Here is a 24320-nt window from a genome sequence, read left to right as displayed (position 1 = left end):
TTGGTAACGTAAGCGATTTCTGAGTTTTTGATGTAAATCGCTTACACTAACCCGGGTATTTAGCAAAAATTGGTAAAAGAACTTTAAAAAAAGAGTTCAAATCAAGCATTTGCCCACCACTCTTGCGGACGTTTGCATATTTTAGTAATGAAACCTTTTATTAGAGGGGTGAGTGAAAGTGGAGTCAAACAAGAATAACCGGCCAGGCAAGTTTGATATTGATATGTCGCCATTCAGGGATCTGATGGGACAAATGGATTCGTTTTTCAATGAATCATTCAAACACATGAATTCAGTATTTAACCTGAGGCCATTTTGGGTTGATGTAAATGAAAACGAATCTGAATTTATTGTGACTGCTGAATTGCCGGGCTATAAACGTGATGAAATCGAACTGGAGATGATCGGAAATCGATTACGGATTGCTGCAGAGGCCGGTTCAATTCACAACGAAACAAATAACAATAACAAAAGCCAATCTTATCAGCAAATGGAACGGTCGATTACTTTGCCATTCCCAATTCCAAAAGAGAAAACAAGAGCGTCCTTTCATGATGGGTTATTAAAAGTCACGATTCCTAAAAAAGATATTAATCGGGAATATATCGATATTATTGACGAAAACAGTTAATGTGGGATGCTTACACACTTTAAAAGCCGGCAATCCTATTGATCGGATAGCCGGCTTTTAACTTCAATCAGCAGAAAGATCTTGCTAAAGCGACATGCGGAAAAACTTCCAAATCTGCTAATAGAGCGTGTTCAAAAAGGAGGATAAAAAGGTTTCGAGGCGGCGCAGTTTCGAGCACGGAATGTATGCACTTAGATACATGAGCAGCGAGGAACAAGCCAACGAAGAAATTCGATGTATCATTTTTACCGGACTTTTTGAATAACTTCTAATAGTACAATCGCTTATACCAATACATCTCCCTCCCAAATCATCCTCCCTGATTTAAACCGAACATCTGAATATACGAAAACCTAGCTGTTCCGCATACAACGCTGTTAACTGTTCATGTTCCTGAAGAATGTCAAACATGTCATCATCAATAGTTTCCGATAGTAAAAAGTCCCGTGTGTTATCCAAATCGACGTCTCCAAATGGCAGATTGAAGACTTCCGCCCGTACATTCCAAAAACCGGCAGCGGAAAAAAGGTCACGCCATTCAGCCTCAGTCAGTAAACGAGCAATCCCATAGAAGTCAATGATTGGTTTTAATTCATGTTCCGGCAGCTTCTTTTCAAGTACCATTTCAATCGCATAAAATACGCCATCCGGCTTTAGAACTCTTTTACATTCTGCAATCGACCGGGAAATATCAGTGAAGGCTAACACTGATTCAAAGACAACCATGTTGAACAGATCATCTCGATATGACAGGTTTTCGATATTTCCCTGTCTGATGTCAATTGGCAGATTTTTTCCTGAAAACCTTTCCCGCGCCTTCTCCAGCATCATTTCACTATTATCAAGGGCTGTAACACGACACTGGAATTGATCGGCTATATATGCAGCTGTCTGCCCCGTCCCACAGCCTGCATCAAGAATAGTCATATTAGCATTTATCTCTTCCCTTGCCAATATATGTTTGGTCAAGTGCAAGCCACCGGGATGCGCACCACCGACTCCCATCAATGCTAGTGCCTTAAGATATCGATTGTTTTCCAATGTTATTCCACCTTGTTAACTGCTATGTCAGTTTATGAAGGAAGGGTGGAATCGGTGCCTTAGTTTGAGGAACTTTTACGGAGCAGGCTATTATATATATTGTCGGCAATTCTTAAAATCAGGATTACCTGTCGACCAGGATACGAACCCTATCGATTACTTGCATTTTTATGGTACATGCGATGATATTCCATGCTTTTTCAACCATTGGTAGTCTCCTGTCCACACTATATATTCATTGATGCATAGTATGGCACTATCCACGCTAAGGAGGTGCTTTTTAATGAGTGCAGGATATGCAGGGGGCGGCGGTGGCTTTGCCCTAATTGTCGTATTGTTCATTCTGCTCATCATCGTCGGCAGTGCCTACGTTGGTGGAGGAGGCTTCGGCGGCGGGTATTACTAAGGTGAGAGCCTTTTAACCGCACGACCACCTTCTCAATTGACATGTTCTTTCTCATATGGTGGAAGGCTTATGGAGGTTTTCCATAGGCCTTTTATCATTTCTGAAAAGATGGACATGGTTACAGAAAAGCGACTTCAACAACATATAGTACAAAGTGACTGTGCCTCATTTAATATACATCTTTGAATGAACCAATGAAGGCAGGGCATTCTAAAAACTGAAAGGACGTTACTATGAGTTTGTTAAGGAGGATGACAATGGGAGTTTTAGGTGGAAATCCCAAAGAAGAACCCATGCACTACGGCGAAGTCTTCGGTATATGGACTTTTCTGACGGCGGCCAAGGGAATGATTGCAGGTAATCAGACGCATCTCAACCATGCAGGAGATGAGGACTTGAGGAAATTGCTTGAAGAGGCAATTCAAGCTTCACAGCAAGAGGTCAAACAGATTGAAACAATCCTAAAAGATAATGGCGTCGGTCTGCCGCCAACACCTGCAGAACGTCCGAAAGCTTCCCGGGAGGATATTCCAGCGGGAGCTCGTTTTCAGGACCAGGAAATTGCAGTCGCTCTATCCGGCGAGATTGCAGCGGGCTTAGTGTCTTGCAGTAAGATAATAGGTGAATCAACGCGGGAGGATATTGCCATGATGTTTGGACAATTCCATACTCAAAAGGCATCACTAGGAGCAAAAGCCCTCAGACTTAATAAAGAGAAGGGCTGGCTGGTGCCTCCCCCGCTGCATCAAAGTAAAGTTGACGATTAATGATTGTCATCGGCTGGAAATAAGTGAAACTTTTTTGCTGAAATCTGAATGAAGAATGGCATGAAAAAGAGAACAGATTCCTTGTTTGTCTGTTCTCTAATTTTTTCTCCACAAAACTGAACTATGAGTATGCTTTGTTTAACTATACTTTTAGCCCATAACAGAATGCTGCAACAAGTCCTTTCCATTCTGCCAGCGCTCTGCCATGAATTTTTCCGACTCGCCTGTATTGCCGTTAATATAAAACGTCTCATTGATTAAGCCACTCCGAACAGCGACTTTCCACAGTGGCAGATATGCAACAGAAATTTCTTTTATCTCATGCCGCGGTTTTTTCAAAATATATGAGCGGTTAATCTGCTTTTCCTGGACATTTTTTACATACCTGATAGCATCATCTTTTTCCGAAATTCGCAGCTGAGCCAGATGACTAAGGCTAATTTGCTGTTCCCTTATCGGGGGGATACGGGAAAATACCCCCCGATAACCTGACACAGCGTCAACGAAAACCATATTCGGCTGCGTGCGCGACGGAAATGGCGGTCTATCAGCAATAACCAATGTTTTCGCAAGCCAGAATGGATGATAAATTAATTCACATCCCTTTGTATTTTGCCTTAAATAATCTTCATCTATCATATTATTCAACCTGGCTTTGATGCCGGCTGTTTTATAAACGTGCTTGAATAAATTATTTTCTGAAACTGCAACTTTATCCCCTATCAGTTTAATGGATCTATCAGTCGTCTGCATGGTTGCATCACCCTAACTATTCTTCTAAATGAGTATGATAATAATCCACCAATTCTTTTGTTTCATCTGACGGCGGTTCGGTCATCAAACTGACAACAATCATCAAAATTAATGATACAGGTGCTGCGATGATTGGCTCAGCATTGGTCGGAAACCACTGTCCAATAATCAGGATCAAAAAGACGATGGAACCGCCGACCATACCTGATAACGCGCCCAGCGTATTAGCACGTTTCCACCATATACCAAGGACGATTGGAAAACCGAAAGCCGATAGCAGGAATCCGCCGACCCAGCCAACCATGATCGCGATGAGTCCCGGTGGCTCGATGGCAATCAGAATACCGACAATACTTGCGACAATCATGACAACAAGACCCAGTCCGGTTACAAATCGTTCATTGGCTTTTGGATTAATATGCTCCTTATAGATATCATGGGCAATACCGGCAGAAATGGCGAGCAACATGGCATCAGCCGATGACATAATCGCTGCCATCAGACCGGCAAGCATGACACCACCCAGAATAGCCGGGAAATATTGCTCAATAACCGAAACAAATATCATATCCGTATTATCCAACGTATCAATGATCCCCATGCTTGCACCGGCAGCCGTAACGAAAAATCCGGCTACAAATAATGCCAAATAAAGCAGACATGCCCACATGGCTGAACGACGGGCTGTTTTTGCATCACGGGAGGCAAAATTACGCATAACAACCGATGGTGAAATAATGCCAAACCATAGAAATGCAATGAATAAACCGAAATAAGACATCCAAGGCTGTGTAATATCACCGAATGCAGGATCCACCGCCAATGCATCGTTGATCAATGAAACAATTCCATTATGATCAACCACTATAAATAAAGCCAAAATAATGATTCCAATGAGCATGATGGCACCCTGAATAAGATCGGTATATGTGATCGCCCACATGCCACCAAGGGCAGCATAAAGTGTAAAACCCAATCCCAAAATGATAACAGCCATCGGGTAATCAATCCCCAACACGTGCGACCCGATCAGCCCGGATGCTGTCAGCTGCGGCACCATGTAAAATGTCATACCGATTACAACAATAGCCGCCGCAACAATTTGCACCGATTTCCCAAACCGCTGCTTAAAAAATTCGGGAAGCGTTTTTACACCGGACCTGCGAATCTGACCTGACACTAAAAACATCGAAAATGGAAGAATTGCAATGACACCAAAAGCGTATGTGAAAAAATAAGGCACACCAAGCGCTACCCCTGATCCGACTGCCCCCATCAAGGAACTGGAACTCGCCACAGCGGCAAAAATCGCAAACGCCCCAACGAACGTATTAATGCTCTGTCCGGCAGTGAAATAATCATTTTCTGACTGCCGTGCTCGCCTGTAAAAATAGATACCCATGATTGTCATGACAATCAGGTAGATAAGTAAAATAATCGATTCAGTTACCTGCATGCTATCAAGCCCCTCCCCTAAAAAATCACATTCAACTTCCTTCTAATTTTTCGATCCACACGGCATAAATCACGGCCAGCAGGAACCAGAAAAACAATCCAATAAACATCAGCCAGGCAACCAGTGAAATCCCAAGCATGTAAATGTCAGTCGGCCACCAGATGAAAACAAACCCGGCATAAATAACCAGAACGACCGTCAGAATAAACCCTGGATCCTTAAATTTGGATCGTGATGCCATCAAAATCACCTCTCTCCATTTTGGTAAATATCAAATTATTAAAAAATTCAGGTATATAATATAGATTACCATATATTTTTTCGAGTATAAATACTTTTTAATGCTTGACTTTTATTCGTTTTCGACAGCGGTGCATAAATAATAGGGGCCCGCTTAGCCTAATTCCGGCTCCGCCGTCTGATTGACTAAGAAGGTGCAGGAAAAAAACACCTTTAATGAAATGTGATCTTTCAGAAACAATAACAATCAAAGGAGGTATTTCCCATGGAAAAAAGAAAGCGGAAGAATGAGAGAGATAACGATGTAACAGCACCAGGCATCGACCCGGATGATTCCTACGGTGAACCGGCCACCAGAGCTGAAATCGAAAAGGGCGAGTCTACCAGAGTAACACGACTGAGATATGATGCGTATGAACCAAGTGAGAATGATGATTAATAATCTTATAAAGCCTGTTCAGAAAGTCCGGTGAAAATGACACGGCGAATAGAGGATCTTCTGTTTGAACACACACTTATAAATTTGACGAAAGCAGGGCTGTAAATGAGCATTTCAGAACTTTTGCTCCGTATCGTATTATCATTTCTTGTATTATTTACCTTGGCAAGAATTATGGGCAGGAAAGAAATCAGTCAGATGACATTTTTCAATTTTGTTTCCGCGATTGCGATCGGTTCTATTTCAGCTAACCTCGTTGTAAGTCAAAGTTTAAGTCTTCGAAATGGACTCATTGCTCTTGTCGGATGGGCTTTAATCACAATTATTATAGGAATTTTAGATATTAAATCGTTAAATGCACGCAAAATAACGACCGGACAGCCGCTGATAGTTGTTAAGGATGGGAAGATTATGGAGAGTGCACTCCGTAAAGCTCGTCTGGATATTGACGAGCTTAGTGCATTACTGCGGCAAAAGAATATTTTTGCTATGTCAGATGTGGACTATGCCATTTTTGAAACCAGCGGCAAACTCTCAGTTCTGAAAAAGGAAATCAATCAAAGTGTAACAAAGGGCGATATGAATTTGGCTGGGACAACTCCCAATGTTTATCCGATTGCAACAAAAGTCATATCAGATGGCGTCGTTAACCAAAACAACCTTGCAGCATTAAATCTTGATATGAACTGGCTCGAACAGCAAGTAGAGCAGGCAGGGGCAACAACCTTTTCACAGATCTTTTATGCAGAAGTTCTGCCGGATGGCACACTTTATGTCGATAAAAAGGATGATGCCGTGCAGTGAGCAGATTATGCCGGATTTTTTACTGCACATCCAGAGCTTCTATCAGCGACTTTCGATTGACATGGCATATCCTGGGGCAACAGCTGCTGTGTTTAATTCGAGTGATTATAACTGGTGCCGGTGTCATGATCAATTTGACAAAACAGAGAATCTTCATGCGGATGTTCTTCACTTTCCATCTGGATCGTCACATGGCCAATTCCTTTATTCTCCAATTCACGCTCAATCGTTCGCAAAAGCTGCTGGCTTTCATGGACGGATAAGTTGCCGTTCACCACCGCATGACAGGATAATGCATTTTGCCCGCTCGTGATACTCCACACATGCAGGTCATGGATCGCGATAATTTCAGGGATATTTTCGACCGTTTTTATAATATCGTCGAGTTCAACGTTTTTAGGCGTCCCTTCCATCAATACATGAACAGCATCTTTTGTCACACGCCATCCACTTACGAGTACAAGAATGGCAACGAGTACACTCGCTAATGGGTCAGCCCAGCCCCAGCCGAAGAACATAATCAACAGTGCCGCGGTGACTGCTCCGACCGAACCAAACAAATCCCCTATAACGTGCAGGAAAGCTGCCCGAAGATTTAAATTCTCTTCTGTGTCGCCGCGCATTAAAATCCAGGCAACCGCAATGTTCACAATCAGGCCAATGGAAGCAATGATTAACATGCCGGTTGATGCAACTTCGGGTGGATCCATAAAACGGTGATACGCTTCAAAAAAAATATATAATGAAATAGCTATAAGTGTTACACCATTAAAAACCGCTGCCAAAATCTCAAATCGTTTGTAACCATATGTTTTTTGATAACTGGCGACCTTCTCCCCAAATTTGAAGGCTAAAAGTCCGACACCGAGCGAAACAGCATCACTTAACATATGCCCTGCATCCGATAATAGTGCCAGGCTATTGGTCAGGAGCCCCCCAATCACTTCAACAATCATGTATGCGGTTATAATGATAAAACTGATCAATAATGCTCTTTTGTTGGCACCATGTGTATGATCATGACTGTGATCGTGTCCCAATTAAAAACCCTCCAACCTTATCAACTAGTATCTGTTCATATACTAATATTAATGATATGCCTAATTGTGTTTGGCGTGTTCGATGGACTCTTCCAACAAGTTCATAACATGCTCGTCATCATGGGAATAATACAGTGTTGTACCTTCTCTGCGGTATTTTACAAGCCGCAGATTTTTCAAAAACCGTAACTGATGTGAAACGGTTGATTGCCTGAGATGCAGGTTCTCAGCAATCTGATTGACAGAATACTCCTGATAAAAAAGTAAATGGAGGATTCGAATTCTTGTCGGATCCCCTAACGCCTTGAATGTTTGTGATACGACAAATAACGTTTCTTCATCCAAATCTTCATACAGATCGTCTTCCGGATTTACATGATAGTCATCCATTAAAATTCCCTCACTTTGAAAAAATTAATCACACGGCTTATTAAGGAAAAATTTATTGATTAAGTGATGTATGGTTATATTAGCATATGTTCATATTATAAAAAACGTTAACAGGGCTTGTCAACTTTCCAAAGATATGTTGAAATCATTCTTTTCCAGGAACACCAAGTTTGATTCCTTTATCCAAATACTTGCGACAGATCCAATTCCATTCCGGTTAAAATCGAAACGGAAATGGTATCCTCTTTTGTGAAGACCCCTTGGAATTCATAGCCCTCATCACTTAAACAATGAATCTCTACCGATTCCAGAACCGGATCAACCAACCAATATTCCTTTACCCCTGATTTCTCGTAAAGTTGATATTTCGTCCAGCGATCCATTTTAACGGATGATGGGGAGAGAACTTCTATAATCATGTCCGGTGATCCATTACATCCTTTGTCGTCAAGTTTATTTGGGTCACACACAATCGACAAATCAGGCTGGAGCACATGATCGATCTCATCATCCCACTTGTTTTCCGAGAATAACCGTACATCAAATGGGACAAAAAAAGCGGCACATTCCTTACCACGTAAAAAAACAGAGAACGCTGTAAATAATTCCCCCAGAACTTGTTGATGTCTGCGTGAAGGGGAAGGCGACATATTGAAAATGTCCCCTGCAATCAACTCAAGTCTTTTACCCTCTTCCCATGTCAGATAATCGGCATACGAATATTTCTTTTTTCTGTTTGGAATGGCCATCCAATCATCCCTTTCGCCTTTTCTTTACCATTATATTACCACAAACAAAGGCACATGACACCGTTACTTATCGAAACGAGGCGGATATTCAAAAATTTCACTAAAGATAATCATATCCTTATTTCACGCCGCTTTCTAATATCGAAAACGTTTCGTCATGACAATTAATTTTTGCTGGTATACCGTATGGCAATATCGTTTTTGGTTTTGTGTGGCCAAAATTCAAGTTAAAAAGAACCGGCAAGTTTTCCAGATCATTTTCCTTCATCACTTCCTGAATGACCTTTTTATATTCAGCAAAATACATCTCATCCTGTGGTTTACCAAAGATAACGCCATTCACCTTATGCAAAATACCCTGCGCACCATAGTTTCGAAGCCATGACTTTATACGCGTTGGTTCCAGTGTTCCATCCGCAACTTCCAGGAAAAGGATGCTGTTTTCCCAATCTTCCGCCTCAGGCCAAATTTTTGTACCTTTCGCGGTTTCCAGCACATCCATACAGCCACCAATCAACCGGCCCTGCACAATACCCGAGCCTTGCAGCAATTCATAGCCGGAATTCTCAAGCATCTTGAGTGGTTTATCTTTATCCGCTTCATCCCATTCCAAAACCTCAATTGCCCATTCATTCGCAGCTTTGATCTCTCCGGCTATTTCATTCGAAAAGAGGACACGTTTCACCATATCAGCGGTATATGAAGCCATCTCAACATTTTCTGCAAAGTCGGTTAGAACATTCGGTCCATAAAAAGAAGAAATCCCTGCCTTAAGCATAAGCAAATGGGGAATCGTTATATCAGAATAACCCATAAATATTTTCGGATTCTCTCTGATAACATCAAGATCAATATAGGGAAGTAATTGAATACAATCCTTACCGCCAACATTCGCAATAATTCCTTTGATACGCTCATCCTTAAATGCAGTCATTAGATCCTCAGCACGTGCCCCTGGGTTTTCATGCAGATAGTCTGTTCCCTTTAAACTATTCGGCATTGGCACTACCTCAAGACCAAAGTCATTTTCCAATCGCCTGACACCTTGATCGTAACGCCATCTGGTATCCGGATCACCAGCCACTCCTGAAGAAGGGCTAACGGTCGCAACTTTATCTCCCGGCTGCAATTTGTCTGGTTTTATTAACAATGGCTATTCACCTCTCAAGATTGTGTTTGTGCTATCTTATCATACCAGGCAAAAAACGAATAAACATAGGGCCTGCTTAAATAGGGACACATCGAAAAGCTTTTCCACCCATCTTAATATTTCCGATAAGCCTTAACCGACCAGTTCCAGCAAGTAATCCAAATGCATGCCGTTAAAAGAATAGCTATTCCCGAAAACAAGAAAGGAGACCGGTCCATCCAACTGACGATTTGCTCAAACAGTTGATCGGCAAATTCAAATTGACTCACAACAATCAGTAATAGTAGAAAGACATAAATCACCGATCCGCTCCCCCATCGAAAGAAAAACGCCATATGAACAGCCAAAACACTGAATGCATAAAACAAACCCAATGTACATAACACTGTCCAGGCCGTCAGTGATGCAGCATCCGGAAAACTCAGCTCATAAATCCACCATATACCACACAGCCAAGCGATCATGAGGCCATTCATCAAAAAATTTGCCATATATTTGGCTGTGACAATTTCTTTGATGGTAATCGGCAACGTATGTAAAAACGGATAGAACCCTGACCGGATCTCCATGTCAGTCTTGGTGGACAAGAACACCCAACTGATCACATAAGCTATAAAAAGAAGCACCAAAGCCGTCAACGAAAATTCCCCTAGACTTAGTCCCGCGTGGTTCTCCACCTGGTTCAAAACCCAGCCATTACGACTGGCATAAATGAACAATAACCCAAGAATCAGGGACGTCAGGCAATACCAAAACAGTAACCGACGTTGACTATACCATTCTTCTTTGATGAAATCCGCAATCATATCTGTCCTCATTTTGACCCCCCTTGCAATAGCTTCATCCTGTCTGCGTTATGCCCTTTAGCTAAAGGAAAGCCTTTTTTCGTAACGCTTCGTACAGATAGCCACCAGCAAATCAAATAGACCACCAGTGCCATACTCATAAAAATGGCAAAAACTAAACCTCCAGGAACTATTCCGAGACTTGTCAGGTAAAACCCAAGGCAATATCCTGTAAGAGCACACACACCGCCCCAGATAAATATGGAAAGTATTGATATCAAAAAAAGGCTCCGTGGGCCATTATAAAAATATGTTAATACTATAACAGCAGCCAGAAAAATAATCAGCGACGAAAAAAAAAAGCCCGAGAGTAACCGAAATCATCCATACCGATGCTGCTTATGAAGATGGTAAAAAACATGACTGCATTCATCCAGACAATGACCACGCAACTAATAACAACTTATAAACTTGGCACTCCACAATGTGGCTCTTTCAGGCAGTGTTTGCAGAAAAATCATCTGACGGCTAGTACCTTCGCGTTCCAGACTATTGGAGACCACTTGCATACAAGGACCATTCAACAACGGACAGAGATGTTTTTTAAAAACCTCACCATCAAAAATCCTTGCAAACCCCGACCGAGCAGATTATTATGAGAGGATCCCTATTCAAGACATCCATAAACAGTGCTGGGTTTTTGCTGCCCTCAGCAATGTTTAGCACTCTGAGTTCTCTTTTTATTAACGTCCTCACCTCAACCCCTCCTTACATCTGGTTCTTTCTAGACTGACGCTCGGCTTGGCGCCTTTTCAATTCCTCAGCGTGGTTTTTCATCTTTTCCCATTTTGGATCGTCCACCTCAAGTGGAAATCCTTTGCTCTTTCCCCTTCCAACCATGATCAGCCAGCAACTTAGATAAACCAGGACAGATAATGCGAGTGATAGTCCGTACAAAAGGGGGTATGATATTTCAAATGGCTTATAAAAACCAAGAAAAAGCAAAAGCATTGCCCCATTAAGCAGTAAGGCATAATTAATCCAACCGCCGTACAAACTTCCCCGCAAAAAATACCATAAGAGATTCCCGGCCACCAGTAAAATAAGGACGGCAAGAAACAAAAATACAACTGCCCACGATCAACTGTCCAGACATTATTTATGAGCAAAATTTGCCGAAAATAAGTGCAGATACCCCAAACAAATAGAAACCGCACAATACGAGCGTACTAAGAAAACTTCGCATGAACGATGTCTGTTACGGACCGTAATGTTTGCAGAAATGCCAGCTTGTCTGCTGGCGGCGTCATCTTCCATTACGGATAACATACTTACCCCGGCCGCTAACATACCGATTAAAAATATGAACAGACTGATAAGGTCCGTTGCCAAATAACCGATTATGTTTGGTCCTAAAAGCCACATAAGCAGAATTAATACGAGTCCAAAAACGATATATGTCTGCAAACTCCTTTTTATACTGATGGTTACCATGCCTTCAAGTTCACGTCGAATCAGAGCCCGCATTTCACTTACTCTCCTTTTTCCCTGTCAACAACACGAAAAGTTCCTCCAAAGTCAGACGTTCTGAATACCAATTTCCAGTTGCTATTTTTTGGAATCTATCAAAACGCTCAGTATACCCGACATAACCGCCCATCGCCTGCTGACAGTTAAACAATATATCCGTTGCTTTTTTGTCTTTATCCGAAGTGGGACAAAGGGTCTGACCCTTTGTCCCATCTCCTGGGATCACGATTCGCCGATAACGATCCAACAGGGACTCCTTGTCTTCGCTGAAGAAGATCTTACCATCATCAATGACTGTCACCCAGTCCGCGATTTTTTCCACATCGGACGTAATATGTGACGAAAACAAAACGCCGCGGCTTTCATCCTGTACAAAATCCAATAACAGCTCCAACACTTCCGTCCGTACGACAGGATCCAATCCGGATGTTGGTTCATCCAAAAGCAGTAACTTCGGCTGATGAGCCATTGCCAGTATGAGCGATGCCTTCACCTTCATCCCCTTGGAAAGCTCACTGATTTTTTTATCCCGCGGAATCTCAAAACGCTCTAAATTTTGCTCAACAGCTTCCTGATCCCAATCCGGATAAAAATGCCGGGCAAAATTCAACGTCCGTTCCATTGTCCATGCATTGTTCATAAGCGGTGTATCCCCGACATAGCCCACCTGTTCTTTCACGGCAACTTCCTCTTCCGGCATGGACATACCAAGGATTCGAATATCGCCGTCATCCGGTTTGATCAAATCCATGATCGCTCTCATCGTCGTACTTTTTCCCGCTCCATTCCGGCCGAGAAAACCCATGATTGTGCCTGCGGGTAATATGAAATTAACATCCTGTAATTGAAAATCCGGATATGCTTTCCTTAACCCATTCACTTCCAATAAAGGCTGTTCACCATTGTTATACATTGTCTTCCCCCTCCTGCTGACGTTGTGTATCATTATCTGCTTCCTGCCATATGTGTTTAATCAGCTTCTGGAATTGCTCTTCTTCCAGGTTCAGTTTTTTTGCCTGCAAAACCGATTCCAAAAGCGGTCCACGTACTTGTTCCATTTTCCATTGTGCCAGCCTTTCCTCACTTAATTGTGCTACGAAACTGCCCTTACCTTTCCGTGTATAAATAAACCCGCTTCGCTCCAATTCCTGATAGGCTCTGCGAATGGTAATCCCACTCATCATCAGCTCTTTCGACAACTCACGGATCGAAGGCAGCATCTCATCCGGCTCCATATACCCCATGGCAATCAGCCGCTGTATTTCCGAGATTACCTGTTCATACATCGGAGTCGAACTTGTTTGCGAAATATGTATCAGCACATTAGGACACCCCCTCGGTGCGACAAAGCGCATGCAACCTAAATCATCTTAACTGTGTCTATATGATATACACAGTATACATGATAGTATATGTGAAAACAAGTCTTTTTGAATATAATTGCTCAAATTCGTGTGTGGGAAGCAAAGCAGGTCGAGAGCATCCCAAATGCGTGGGACGGCGGAACGGAGCAGCGGAGAATCTTCAAATCGAACGAGAGACTGTCCCAACCGTGCGAGAACGCCTCAAATCGTGCGAGAGATACCCCAAACCAACCTTCTGTGCTATTGATTTTCGGCAGCCGCCGAAAATCTTTTAAGAACAAAGAATAAATAAATGCACGCCTGGCTGTAGTTCTTATTCGCGCGATAATCCACCAATTTCGTGCGACACCACCCCAATTTCGCGCAACGATCCGCTGATTTCGTGCGACACCACCCTGATTTCGCGCGACAAGCATGCCAAGTTCAATTTAAGAAACGCCCAACCCCCATCTCACGCTGATTAATCAAAGCCTGCATTTTTTTATAGTTAGAGTAAATAATAAAAAAGCTTAGCAATCCAGATGCAGAATTCCGAGTAATTGAGCCAACTTCAAGGAGGCATACAACATGAAACAAAACAAACTCAATCAAGCCGTCCAAATTTTGGACAATATGACTGCTTTAACAAATCAAGCATTTAATGGGATGAATAATAAAACCTTAAAGAAATTAGAAGACCAGGTCATTGTGATTACAGGGGCATCGAGCGGGATAGGTCTTGTGACGGCAAGAATGGCGGGTTCAAAAGGAGCAAAAGTGGTTGCAGCGGCCAGAAATGAAGATGCGCTGCAGGAACTGGTTGATGAATTACGGGCAAAAGGACGAACGGCAACGTGGGTCAAAGCAGACGCAGGGCGTGAGGAAGACATCAAGAAAATTGCAGAAACGGCTATCAATGCGTTCGGGCGTTTTGATACATGGGTGAATAATGCCGGCGTCGCTATCTTTGGCCATGCGATGGATGTGGATAATGAAGACATCAAGCGCATGTTTGATACAAATTTTTGGGGCGTGGTATACGGATCCAAAATCGCTGTCAATCATTTCAAGGAAAGAGGTGTTCCAGGTGCTTTGATTAATGTCGGCAGCCTGTTTGGCGACAGAGGGACAGTCATTCAATCCACATATGCTCCCTCCAAATTTGCTGTACACGGTTGGACCGAAAGCCTCCGAATGGAATTGGAAAAGAAAAAAGCACCGGTTTCGGTTACCCTTATCCATCCGGGCAGAATCGATACACCCTATAATGAACATGCCACAAGTTATATGGCGAAGCAGCCGGCACACATAGGAATGCTGTATCCGCCCCAAGCTGTAGCCGAAGCTATTCTCTTTTCAGCCGAAAACCCGAAACGCGATATGTATGTCGGTTCGCAGGCAAAAGCCTTAAAACTGATTGGAACGCTTTTCCCCCGCTGTACAGACAAGTTGATGGAACTAATCATGTACCCGACCCAACAGGCAGATCGTCCGTCAAAACCGCGTGAAGAAAGTGCTCTCCATCAAGCAGGTTATGGCATGCATGAAAGGGGAACGAATGAAGGCTGGAGGCGATCACGAAGTCTTTATGTCAAAGCTTGCAAGCATCCAATCTGCTCAACCGCGGTAGCTGCAGGTATTGGTTTGACAGTCTGGGCTCTTATTAAACGACCTCGTACTTAAAGCACAGGCCCAGATACCTTAATGGCTTCGGTCATTAATAAGTCGCCCCCTTCAAGACCATTCAGCACAAGTGAAAAATAGACCCCCACAGCTAAACTCGCGGGAGGTCTATAAAATGTTTTCTCATTAAAAGTATCAGGGTCTCACAAAACAAACCCGCCATACACCAGCGTCCCTGCAATCACAAAGGCGGGGTGAATTTTGAAGCGCTCCAGCAATAAATAGCTGGCACCTATCAGAAAAGCTGTTTGCCATATGCCAATCCCTTCATACGAATCAGCAAAAAATCGCCATGCCATCAGGCCGAGCAAAATGGCAATGACAGGCCGGACATACAGGGTAAGACGTTTAACCTTAGGCGAATCTTTATACTTATATAAAATGCCTAATAACAAAATCATCAGGATCAGTGATGGGGCAACCGTGGCAAAGACAGCCACAATCGCACCGGGAATTCCGCCCACTTCAAATCCGATATAGCCGGCCATTTTCGTAGCAAGCGGACCCGGAAGTGCGTTACTGAGTGCCAGCACTTCACTGAATTCCTGTACGCTCATCCATCCATAGCGCTGGACCACTTCATTTTCAATCAGCGGAATTGATGCAGGACCTCCACCATAACCCAGGATGCCAGGGATGAAAAACGCAACGAAAATATTCCAATAAAGTATCAAGACCCTTCACCTTCCTTTGAACGGTCTCCATCTCTTTTAACGAGTGCCACAGCGATCAATACAGCTATGACAATCCCCGGGTGGACCCCCGTGAATTCCAACAAAACCAAAATAATGGCACTCATGACAATCGTTTGTATCCATCCCATGCCTTTACCTGCTTTTTCGAAAAACTGCCATGTCAAAACGGCCAGCATCACCCCGACAACCGGCATGACTGCAGCCGTCATGCCATTCACCCAATCAAAATCCCTGATGGATGATAACGACATTAAGAGGACGATCATTAAAACGATGGTCGGTAATATGACAGCCAGAATCGCGTTGATCATGCCCAGCAAACCGGACACACGATTCCCGATATAGCCGGCCAGTTTGGTTGCAATCGGACCCGGGAGTGTATTGCCCAATGCTAACACATCGCCAAATTCCTCATCATTCAGCCACCCATATTTATCCACGACTTCTTTATGGATCAGTGGAATTGATCCGGGTCCACCTCCATAACCGAAGATGCCGACCCGGAAAAAGGCCAAAAAAAGGTGCCATTGCTGTTTTCCTTTATTCTCATGTGTTGTCGTTTGATTCGTCACCAACAAGCAACCCCGCCATCTGTGCGTGTCTCAGAACCGCCAACAAGAACGCCGGTATCAGGATCACGCCAAATAATCTGACCTCTGCCAAAACCGTTTGGCTCAAGTTGAATTGTTACCTCATGCTCCTTTTCCGACAGTCCTTGGGCTAAATGATGAGGGAAGCGGTTTTCCACTTCTATTTTTTTATCCTTAAACCATTGCCACCGTGGCGCATCCAGTGCAGCCTGTGGCGTCAGACCAAAATCAACGGTGTTCATCACAACCTGAACGTGCCCTTGCGGCTGCATAAAACCGCCCATAACACCAAACGGACCGACCGGCTGGTTACCGTGTGTCATGAAGCCCGGTATGATTGTGTGATAACTTCGCTTACCACCTTCCAGGGCATTAACATGTTCCGGATTCATGGAAAAATTATGACCGCGATTCTGCAGGGCAATTCCGGTGCCCGGGACGACCAGACCGGAGCCAAAGCCCATGTAATTGCTCTGGATAAACGATACCATATTCCCTTCACTGTCCGCTGCAGCCAGATAAACCGTTCCGCCCTGAGACGGTTCACCCGCTTCAGGGAGCCCGGCGGTTTCACCAATCAGCTCTTTTCTGCTCCTGGCGTACGCTTCATTCAACAATTCGTCTGTGGTATACCGCATATGGCTGCGGTCTGTAATATGCGCCTGCCCATCGGCGAATGCCAATTTTATCGCTTCAATTTGTTTATGGTATGTATCAATGCTTTCTTTTTCCGCAAAGTTAAACTCTTGTAAAATATTAAGGGCCTGTAACGCAACCATTCCCTGGCCATTCGGCGGGATTTCCCAGACATCATAACCCCGGTAATTCACACTGATTGGATCCACCCATTCCGACTTATGAGCCGCTAAATCCGCAGCTGCCAAGAAGCCAGCATTTTGTTCAGAAAATGCAGCAATCTCTTCAGCCAACTCCCCACGATAAAATGATTCTGCATTCGACTCAGCGATTTTTTCCAAGGTCCTGACGTGATTTTCCGAAAACCAAATCTCACCGGGCTCAGGAGGCCTTCCGTCCGGCGCAAATGTCCTGAACCATTCCGAAAACATATCATCTGTCAGTTTTTCCTTAAACATGTTAAAGCCTTTTTTCCAAAAACGGCTTAATGTCGGTGAAACCGGAAAGCCTTCCCGCGCATAATCAATGGCGGGCTGCAGAACTTCCTGAAACGGTAGCTTGCCAAATTCCCTGGAAAGATCAGCCCAGGCTGCCGGAACGCCCGGCACCGTCACCGGAACCCACCCATACTTGGGGAGCTCTTCGTATCCTTTATCTTTAACAGCTTCAATTGAAATGGATTCAGGCGCACGTCCACTTGCATTCAGTCCATGTAACTTACCTTTCGTCCAAACAAGCGCAAACGCATCACCGCCGATTCCGTTCGATGTCGGCTCCACAACTGTCAGACATGCCGCGGTGGCAATGGCGGCATCAATAGCATTCCCGCCTTTTCGTAATATATCCAGCCCAGCCTGGGATGCGAGCGGCTGTGACGTCGCAACCATCCCGTTCTTCGCAAAGGTCGATAGTCTTGGCGAAGCATATGGATAATTAAGGTGATTAAGATTCTTCATTGTGATATTCCCCCACCTTTAAAAATTTTCTAAATTAAATATTATTTTACTTCACACTTAGTTGTCTGTCAACTAAATTATTAAACAAAAATAATGCACAATAAAAATTTTACTTTCATTCTTAAAGAAAAAACATCAAACTAGTTACATTTAATGAAGTCGTGTTATATTATTCATAATCGATTGTATTCTGGAGGTGTGCCATGAAGGTAGATGACATAGACAAAAAATTATTGGAAGAATTAGTTGAAGATGGCAGAGCGTCATATGTTGAATTGTCAGAAAAGGTCGGCATATCAAGGGTGGCTGTGAAGGATCGAATCAATAACATGAAAGAGAAAGGCATCATTGAAAAATTTTCCGTGGTCATTAACTCGGAGAAAGTCGGGAAAACCGTATCGGCATTTTTTGAAGTTGACGTGGAACCCTACCAGTTTCAAGAGGTAGCCCAAAACCTGGCAGACCACCCAAACGTGGCAAGTATCTACCAAATGACGGGCCCCAGCACTTTACATATGCACGTTTTGGTGGAAGACTTTGTGAAACTGGAAAACTTTATAAACAGTGAATTGTATTCCGTTAAAGGGATTACAAGGGTCGAGAGCAGTGTCATCCTGAAGCGGTTTAAAAGCAGGACAGGCTATAAACTCTAGAATAGGGGGTCAATAGGGGGTCTGTCCCCCACTGCGTTAACGCATTACCGTAGTGGGGGACAGACCCCCCTACGTACCCGATGTGCCTCCCCATCAACTTGGACCATAAGAGGAAAATGGGGAGAATTTTTTAACGTCTTTTGCCCTTTTTCTATTGATACTGTATGTTTCCTATCTTACTTTCCAGTTAAACATGATATACTAAATGAAAGATGTTCTCCGAGGTGATCGCAATGAGGAAAATAAACATGAATGACCTCAACCAATGGATTACTGAACAAAAGCCCAAAGCAGAGCAACAGATAGTCAGAAACCGCAACTCTGCAAAAATTATCCGCACCCGCCAAAGGGATAAAGAAGAAGAGGTCATTCTTGATAAACTTTGTATGGAGAAATGGAAAAGAGCTGAACAAGAAGGTAAAATAAAATATCTTTCAAAACGGAAGTGGTTCTATGATTTCGATTGAAGAGGCCAAATCAAAAATCGATTCATTAAAAGAAAAGCCAAAATTTGAAAAAATGGTTCAAACAACTGCTATATTGACCAGTCTTTTCGAACGGGAAAATTTAAAACCCATTATTGTTGGCGGTTTGGCTGTCGAAATCTATACCAGGAGTGAGTATACTACGTTAGATATAGACATCATATTCAGCCAGTACGGTATAGCCGATAAATATTTGAAATTGCTCGGATTTGTGAGTGAGGGACGTCATTGGTATCACAAAGAGTTACTGATAAGCGTCGAAATACCAAATGACATGCTTGAAGATGCTGATGATACAAAAGTGACAGAACTACTGTTAGATAATGGTCTTCATGTTTATGTTATCGGGATAGAAGATATTATTTTGGATCGATTACGTGCTTGTGTTCATTGGCAATCGTCATCAGATTGTGAATGGGGAAAACGGCTCTTTTCAATTCATTTCAAACGCTTGGATCTTGACTACTTAAAAGATACAGCAGAAAAAGACCAAACGTTAAACGTACTAAAACAATGGCTGAATGATATATGATTTAATACCTGATTACAGACGTGTGATAAGACATCACAACAAGTTTGCGTTTTTTATTATCCATATTGTTAGTCAAATAGGGGTCTGTCCCTCACTACGTTAACACACTACCGCAGTGGGGGACAGACCCCATTAATCCTACTCCGCCGTATACTTTTTGACAGCCGGCAGAATTTCCGTTCCGATTAACTCAATATTTTTCTTCAGTTTATCAAACGGCACACCGCCAAAATCCATTTGCGCAATATAACGCTGGTGACCGAATTGTTCATACTGATAAAGGATTTTTTCAATAATCTGCTGCGGGCTGCCGACATTAATGACGGTGCGATTATCCTGTGCCTGCGCAAACCCTTGTTTCGGAAATCCCTGGCCGTTTGTTCGCTTCATGCCCTCATTTATATGCGGATAATATTCCCTCAAAGCGTCCTGCGTTGTCTCAGCAGCATAGAAAAATCCTGCCGTTGATACAGGCAGCTCCGCCGGGTCATAGCCGCTTTGCTGTAAGGCTTCACGGTAAGCATCAACCGTTTGTTTAAAAGCAGAAACCGGCCCGCCTAAGTGCGCCATATACATCGGAACCCCGGCAAAACCTGCTTTAATGGCACTGGCGGGTGTTCCGCCGACAGCACGCCAAATCGGAAGCGAGCCATTCAGCGGACGCGGAAGAACCCTCGCATCACGTAGCGGTGCACGGAATTCACCGCTCCAATTGACAACCTCTTCTTCATTAATTTTATTCAAGAGATCAAATTTCTCTTCATACAGTTCTTCGTAATCACGAAGATCATACCCCAGTAAATCATAAACGCCAACCCTTGATGCACGTCCGGCAACAATTTCGGCACGCCCCTCAGAAATCAAATCAATCGTTGCAAAGTCCTCATAAACACGTACCGGATCCAGTGTGCTGATGATCGTCGACGAACTGGATATTTTGATTTTTTCAGTCGCCTGAGCAATCGCTGATAAAACAACCGAATGTGCCTGTGTTGCAAAATAGTCCTGGTGACTTTCCCCGACACTGTAAAAATCAAGACCTGCCTCTTCAGCCAGCTGTGCCAGTTCAATGATCTCACGAATACGCTGCCGAGCTGAAATACGCTCCCCCGTTCCAGGATCCGGCAGATGATCACCTAATGTATAAAGACCAAATTCCAAACCTTTACTCCGATCAATCCGATAGTTTTCCATTTTATAACCCAACCTCCTTAACTGGGACAAAGGGTCAGACCCCTTGTCCCTCTCAAACTGGTTTCAATATATGAACCCATACAATCAAGTCGGAATTCCAGACTTTTTCACCGTGGATTTTGGTAATGCCATTTTTATATTCTTCCAGGCTTCCATAACCTTCCTGCTGTGCATCCTGCTCTGTTATTTCTCCCAGTTTTTGGGGATATACATTTTCAACTATAACGGTGTTCCCGTTAAGTTCCAATCTGTCTCCAGGATCAGCATACCGGTCATTGCGCCGTACAGACATTTTATCACCACGAATGATTTTTTGGATATCTTTCTGAATCGTGACGAGTTTAGCAATGTCATATTTTTCAGGCCAGTTCTGTTTATTCATTTCCATGTTATCATCTCCCCTCGTATTTTTCTCATATTGAGCACATATAAACAAACATAGGAATGGATGTCTAACACATTTTCCTCTATAATGGATTTTCCTGCAGCAACGTTATACAATGAACATGGAGTATAAACGTCAGGAGAAACTATATGGGCCTAGCAGAACAACGACTCTTAAACCAAAGTGTAACAAAAAGTTTCTTTCAATATCTCGTCCCAACCCTTGTCGGAATGATGCTGATGTCAGCAAACATTGTCATTGATGGCATCTTCGTCGGTAATGGCATCGGATCGGTAGCGCTGGCCAGTGTCAATATCGCCGTCCCCGTCTGGTCGATCATCATATCCATTTCGCTATTAATTGGAATCGGCGGCGGCACCCTGTATTCAATGGCGACGGGTGAAGGGGATACTGAAAAAGCACAACGGGTGTTCACACTTGCTATGGTACTTGTGACCATTGTAATGATTATCATCGGTTTAGCAGGTTATCTCACCTCTAAACCGCTCGCCCGATTGTTTGGTGCAAACGCGGATACATTAGGTTATGCCATGGATTATATGCAGATCATTTTTATGTGGGCGCCCATCGTGGCATGGGAAAACACCTTAAGCATTTTTGTCCGCAATGACGGCAGTCCGCAGCTTGCCATGGCAGGGCTTGTAGTGTCAGCACTGCTCAATATCGTTTTGAATTACTGGATGATTTTTATATTGGAAATGGAAGTGGTCGGGGCAGCACTTGCATCGATGATCGCAACAGCAGCCGGTCTTCTGGTCTATACCCTTCATTTTCTCAAGAAAGACGCCGGGTTAAAATTTGTCCGGCCGAGGTGGCAAAAAAATGACATTCTGTTGACGGGGAAATTAGGTTTTCCCAACTTTTTATCAGAGGCTGGAACCGGTGTTTTTGTGATCGGGTACAATATTGCATTGTCTTATTATGCGGGCACGACCGGACTGGCAGCATTTTCGGTCATTAATTATTTGCACACTTTTATGTTCCTGGCATTTATCGGGATTGGCACGTCCATTCAGCCGATGATCAGTTTCTATTACGGTGCAAAGAAACATGAAGCCATCAGGAATACAGTGAGGATTTCTGAAATAACGGGGTTTGCACTGGGGGCTGCTTTTCTTATTATTGGCTGGTTCGGTGCCGGGTGGCTCGTTTCGATTTTCGGGGTGGAATCCGTAGAAATACGTCAGCTTGCCATTAAAGGGATTCGATTGTTTTTCATTGGTTATTTGTTCATGGGTGTGAATTTCACCTACATGACCTACTACCAGTCAACTGCGTATATACGGCCGTCCATTGGCATCACTCTGTTCCGCGGTTTTATTCTGTTAATTGCTGCACTCATCATTCTCCCGTTCCTTTTCGGTACAACGGGTATCTGGCTTGCGCTTCCGGTTGCTGAAGGAATGACGGCAATTTTCCTGCTGGTGTTTGCAAGGCGCGGTGTCATAAACCGGAAGTTGAGTACGTATGGCTATTGACGCACGACTCTCTCTGGTTATGATTTATTATGGCAATTTTTCATCAATTCAAGCGTTTTGGTTTGCAAAAGTGCTTTTTATGTTATAATAAAACTAGAAAGTTCATAAAATAATAAAGACCGAAGATACGTCAATATCTCCGGTCAGCAATCAGCCGCTCCCCATTAAGAGGGGTAAGCGCAATAAGGAATAGACCTCACCCGGCTGCTAAACTCAGGGAAGTCTATTTTCTTTGGTCTAATATTTTGCTAAAGTAAATTGTTACATTAACTTCTTTATCACTTTCAATAATAGCTCTTAGAGGAATATCAACAACATCTTTCCCTAAAAAACACCCATTTAAGAACCCCTGATCAAATATCCACTCGTATTATTTATTCACTTTCCCCTTTATAAATCAGCTTAAATTTTTCACATACAACCGGAATTTTATAATGAAACGCTCGATTAACATCCTCCAATTCTTTCTTGAAGAAAGCTTCATGAACCTCATGCCAATACCTTAATGTACGGTCTCCCTCTCCTTCCAGATAGGCAAATTCTTCGGTGACCTCATCAAACGGAACAACTTCCACGGACGTGGTTTCAACGATGGCAACAGCTTCACCTTCCCCGTCGAGAATAATATTGTGAAGGCCAACAAACGGTAACGGCTCTTCTTCCAACTGGTACAAGGTATAATTGGATGCTGTTGCTGTTTTCGTTCCTTCCAACACCAATTCAGCAAGTTCATCAGCCATTTCTTTGGAGTCACCAAAGGCCCATGCTCATAATCTGTTGGTGCGCTTGGGTGTGTTTCGAGTCCTCCCATACTGGCTGACAGAATTGATTCCCATATTTTCTACCAACTTTCTGACCAAATAATCTACTTTACTATCTAACATGTGAGTTTTTCCTGAAGCCACTTAAGTCGTTTCAGAAGAACGTGCTTTTACCGCTCACTGATCCAAATTGCGGCATACGAAACTGTTTACAAATACAGCATTTTCATGGACGGAGGTAATAATGCGCCAATTATTAATCCTCCCTTTTTTCCTCCCAAAGCCGTACGCGTTCTTCAAAACTTACTTCTTCATGTATTTGGTGCAGCATCCATTGATAGCCGAAAGGATCGCTGAAAATAGCATTGGACACTCCGAAATCAGACAGTTCAGTTACTGGTTGTTTCTCAGTGCAGCCAAGCACCCATGGCTTTTGAAAAAGTTTCCGTGATGTCAGGGACCATATGTTGAACAAATTGTTTGCGGTTTATCCGGCTTGGCGATCATTTCAAATTGCGGATTTCATCAGCATATGAAAGCGCACGCCATACAGAAGAAAAATGACTTTCATTTTCACCTTTTGAAAATGGTCACCTCAACACGCTCGATATCAAATATTTTTCGTATAATCCAGTGCCTTCAAGCTGTCTGTAACAATCATATCAATTTCTACGCCAACCATGATGAACACTCCTTTTATAGGTTTAAAATTCTTGCTTCATTATGT

The 24320-nt window shown here is 43.2% G+C and carries 28 protein-coding genes; 10 read left to right on the top strand and 18 right to left on the bottom strand.

Going from position 1 to position 24320, the window contains the following annotated elements; genetic code table 11:
• Nucleotides 1–178 precede the first annotated feature (178 nt).
• Complete coding sequence (locus Len3610_RS03655) at nt 179–631, top strand: Hsp20/alpha crystallin family protein (RefSeq protein ID WP_176446762.1); 453 nt, start codon at nt 179–181, stop codon at nt 629–631.
• 324 nt (nt 632–955) lie between these two features.
• On the opposite strand, the gene Len3610_RS03650 is transcribed toward Len3610_RS03655, so the two are convergent.
• A complete protein-coding gene (locus Len3610_RS03650) occupies nt 956–1672 on the bottom strand; it encodes a class I SAM-dependent methyltransferase (RefSeq protein ID WP_176446761.1) in 717 nt (238 codons plus the stop codon).
• A 283-nt stretch (nt 1673–1955) separates the two neighbouring features.
• On the opposite strand from Len3610_RS03650, the gene Len3610_RS03645 reads away from it, so the two are divergent.
• Nucleotides 1956–2078 carry a YjcZ family sporulation protein gene (locus tag Len3610_RS03645; RefSeq protein WP_176446760.1) on the top strand — a complete coding sequence of 41 codons (123 nt, stop codon included), beginning with the start codon at nt 1956–1958 and terminating at the stop codon, nt 2076–2078.
• Nucleotides 2079–2335: 257 nt separating this feature from the next.
• Nucleotides 2336–2845: a DUF3231 family protein gene (locus Len3610_RS03640; RefSeq protein ID WP_176446759.1), complete on the top strand. Its 510-nt coding sequence runs from the start codon at nt 2336–2338 to the stop codon at nt 2843–2845.
• 150 nt (nt 2846–2995) lie between these two features.
• On the opposite strand, the gene Len3610_RS03635 is transcribed toward Len3610_RS03640, so the two are convergent.
• The 3 genes from Len3610_RS03635 to Len3610_RS03625 are packed head-to-tail and all read right to left on the bottom strand — an operon-like array spanning nt 2996 to nt 5295.
• Nucleotides 2996–3598 (bottom strand): hypothetical protein, encoded by a 603-nt coding sequence (locus Len3610_RS03635; protein ID WP_176446758.1) that lies wholly within the window; start codon nt 3596–3598, stop codon nt 2996–2998.
• A gap of 16 nt (nt 3599–3614) precedes the next feature.
• Nucleotides 3615–5054 (bottom strand): sodium:solute symporter family protein, encoded by a 1440-nt coding sequence (locus tag Len3610_RS03630; RefSeq protein WP_176446757.1) that lies wholly within the window; start codon nt 5052–5054, stop codon nt 3615–3617.
• A 31-nt stretch (nt 5055–5085) separates the two neighbouring features.
• Complete coding sequence (locus Len3610_RS03625) at nt 5086–5295, bottom strand: hypothetical protein (protein ID WP_176446756.1); 210 nt, start codon at nt 5293–5295, stop codon at nt 5086–5088.
• Between the two features lie 264 nt (nt 5296–5559).
• Here Len3610_RS03625 and Len3610_RS03620 point away from each other — a divergent pair, with 264 nt between their 5' ends.
• Both Len3610_RS03620 and Len3610_RS03615 read left to right on the top strand, forming a co-directional pair.
• Nucleotides 5560–5733, top strand: a complete 174-nt coding sequence (locus Len3610_RS03620; protein ID WP_176446755.1) for a hypothetical protein — start codon at nt 5560–5562, stop codon at nt 5731–5733.
• Between the two features lie 105 nt (nt 5734–5838).
• Nucleotides 5839–6537 carry a DUF421 domain-containing protein gene (locus tag Len3610_RS03615; RefSeq protein WP_176446754.1) on the top strand — a complete coding sequence of 233 codons (699 nt, stop codon included), beginning with the start codon at nt 5839–5841 and terminating at the stop codon, nt 6535–6537.
• Nucleotides 6538–6629: 92 nt separating this feature from the next.
• On the opposite strand, the gene Len3610_RS03610 is transcribed toward Len3610_RS03615, so the two are convergent.
• The 8 genes from Len3610_RS03610 to Len3610_RS03575 all read right to left on the bottom strand — a co-directional run bounded on the left by Len3610_RS03610 (nt 6630) and on the right by Len3610_RS03575 (nt 13503).
• The gene (locus Len3610_RS03610) at nt 6630–7577 is read right to left on the bottom strand and encodes a cation diffusion facilitator family transporter (protein ID WP_176446753.1); all 948 of its coding nucleotides are present in this window, start codon (nt 7575–7577) and stop codon (nt 6630–6632) included.
• 60 nt (nt 7578–7637) lie between these two features.
• Nucleotides 7638–7967: an ArsR/SmtB family transcription factor gene (locus tag Len3610_RS03605; RefSeq protein ID WP_176446752.1), complete on the bottom strand. Its 330-nt coding sequence runs from the start codon at nt 7965–7967 to the stop codon at nt 7638–7640.
• 179 nt (nt 7968–8146) lie between these two features.
• Nucleotides 8147–8716 (bottom strand): Uma2 family endonuclease, encoded by a 570-nt coding sequence (locus Len3610_RS03600; protein WP_176446751.1) that lies wholly within the window; start codon nt 8714–8716, stop codon nt 8147–8149.
• A gap of 118 nt (nt 8717–8834) precedes the next feature.
• The gene (locus Len3610_RS03595; RefSeq protein WP_176446750.1) at nt 8835–9866 is read right to left on the bottom strand and encodes a S66 family peptidase; all 1032 of its coding nucleotides are present in this window, start codon (nt 9864–9866) and stop codon (nt 8835–8837) included.
• Between the two features lie 113 nt (nt 9867–9979).
• The gene (locus tag Len3610_RS03590; protein WP_176446749.1) at nt 9980–10684 is read right to left on the bottom strand and encodes an ABC-2 transporter permease; all 705 of its coding nucleotides are present in this window, start codon (nt 10682–10684) and stop codon (nt 9980–9982) included.
• A gap of 1122 nt (nt 10685–11806) precedes the next feature.
• Nucleotides 11807–12178 carry a hypothetical protein gene (locus Len3610_RS03585; RefSeq protein ID WP_176446748.1) on the bottom strand — a complete coding sequence of 124 codons (372 nt, stop codon included), beginning with the start codon at nt 12176–12178 and terminating at the stop codon, nt 11807–11809.
• A 1-nt stretch (nt 12179) separates the two neighbouring features.
• Complete coding sequence (locus Len3610_RS03580; protein ID WP_176446747.1) at nt 12180–13094, bottom strand: ABC transporter ATP-binding protein; 915 nt, start codon at nt 13092–13094, stop codon at nt 12180–12182.
• Complete coding sequence (locus Len3610_RS03575) at nt 13087–13503, bottom strand: GntR family transcriptional regulator (protein WP_176446746.1); 417 nt, start codon at nt 13501–13503, stop codon at nt 13087–13089. Before Len3610_RS03575 ends, Len3610_RS03580 begins: the two co-directional genes overlap by 8 nt.
• Nucleotides 13504–14157: 654 nt before the next feature.
• Here Len3610_RS03575 and Len3610_RS03570 point away from each other — a divergent pair.
• Entirely contained in the window at nt 14158–15207 is a 1050-nt protein-coding gene (locus Len3610_RS03570) for an SDR family oxidoreductase (protein ID WP_176449540.1), read from the top strand.
• A gap of 143 nt (nt 15208–15350) precedes the next feature.
• Here the strand turns inward: Len3610_RS03570 and Len3610_RS03565 are convergent, their stop codons facing one another.
• From Len3610_RS03565 to Len3610_RS03555, 3 genes are read right to left on the bottom strand one after another with little or no spacing between them, the layout of a single operon-like run.
• Entirely contained in the window at nt 15351–15878 is a 528-nt protein-coding gene (locus Len3610_RS03565; protein ID WP_176449539.1) for a chromate transporter, read from the bottom strand.
• A complete protein-coding gene (locus tag Len3610_RS03560; protein WP_255259782.1) occupies nt 15878–16477 on the bottom strand; it encodes a chromate transporter in 600 nt (199 codons plus the stop codon). Before Len3610_RS03560 ends, Len3610_RS03565 begins: the two co-directional genes overlap by 1 nt.
• Nucleotides 16471–18084, bottom strand: a complete 1614-nt coding sequence (locus Len3610_RS03555) for a gamma-glutamyltransferase family protein (RefSeq protein WP_176446745.1) — start codon at nt 18082–18084, stop codon at nt 16471–16473. The genes Len3610_RS03560 and Len3610_RS03555 overlap by 7 nt, the downstream gene beginning before the upstream one ends.
• A gap of 203 nt (nt 18085–18287) precedes the next feature.
• Between Len3610_RS03555 and Len3610_RS03550 the strand changes: the two genes are divergently transcribed.
• The 3 genes from Len3610_RS03550 (at nt 18288) to Len3610_RS03540 (ending at nt 19754) form a co-directional block, all read left to right on the top strand.
• Entirely contained in the window at nt 18288–18737 is a 450-nt protein-coding gene (locus tag Len3610_RS03550; protein WP_176446744.1) for an Lrp/AsnC family transcriptional regulator, read from the top strand.
• A 248-nt stretch (nt 18738–18985) separates the two neighbouring features.
• Nucleotides 18986–19204 (top strand): hypothetical protein, encoded by a 219-nt coding sequence (locus tag Len3610_RS03545; protein WP_255259781.1) that lies wholly within the window; start codon nt 18986–18988, stop codon nt 19202–19204.
• The gene (locus tag Len3610_RS03540) at nt 19191–19754 is read left to right on the top strand and encodes a hypothetical protein (RefSeq protein ID WP_176446742.1); all 564 of its coding nucleotides are present in this window, start codon (nt 19191–19193) and stop codon (nt 19752–19754) included. The genes Len3610_RS03545 and Len3610_RS03540 overlap by 14 nt, the downstream gene beginning before the upstream one ends.
• 138 nt (nt 19755–19892) lie before the next feature.
• Here the strand turns inward: Len3610_RS03540 and Len3610_RS03535 are convergent, their stop codons facing one another.
• Both Len3610_RS03535 and Len3610_RS03530 read right to left on the bottom strand, forming a co-directional pair.
• On the bottom strand, nt 19893–20948 hold the full coding sequence (locus Len3610_RS03535; RefSeq protein WP_176446741.1) for an LLM class flavin-dependent oxidoreductase: 1056 nt from the start codon (nt 20946–20948) through the stop codon (nt 19893–19895).
• Nucleotides 20949–21000: 52 nt separating this feature from the next.
• Entirely contained in the window at nt 21001–21336 is a 336-nt protein-coding gene (locus tag Len3610_RS03530) for an ASCH domain-containing protein (RefSeq protein ID WP_176446740.1), read from the bottom strand.
• 146 nt (nt 21337–21482) lie between these two features.
• Between Len3610_RS03530 and Len3610_RS03525 the strand changes: the two genes are divergently transcribed.
• Entirely contained in the window at nt 21483–22832 is a 1350-nt protein-coding gene (locus tag Len3610_RS03525) for an MATE family efflux transporter (RefSeq protein ID WP_176446739.1), read from the top strand.
• A 374-nt stretch (nt 22833–23206) separates the two neighbouring features.
• Here the strand turns inward: Len3610_RS03525 and Len3610_RS03520 are convergent, their stop codons facing one another.
• The gene (locus tag Len3610_RS03520; protein ID WP_176446738.1) at nt 23207–23572 is read right to left on the bottom strand and encodes an ASCH domain-containing protein; all 366 of its coding nucleotides are present in this window, start codon (nt 23570–23572) and stop codon (nt 23207–23209) included.
• Nucleotides 23573–24320 lie beyond the last annotated feature (748 nt).

Source organism: Lentibacillus sp. CBA3610, from assembly GCF_013373365.1.
GTDB lineage: Bacteria > Bacillota > Bacilli > Bacillales > Amphibacillaceae > Lentibacillus.
This window is presented reverse-complemented; position numbering and strand designations above follow the sequence as displayed.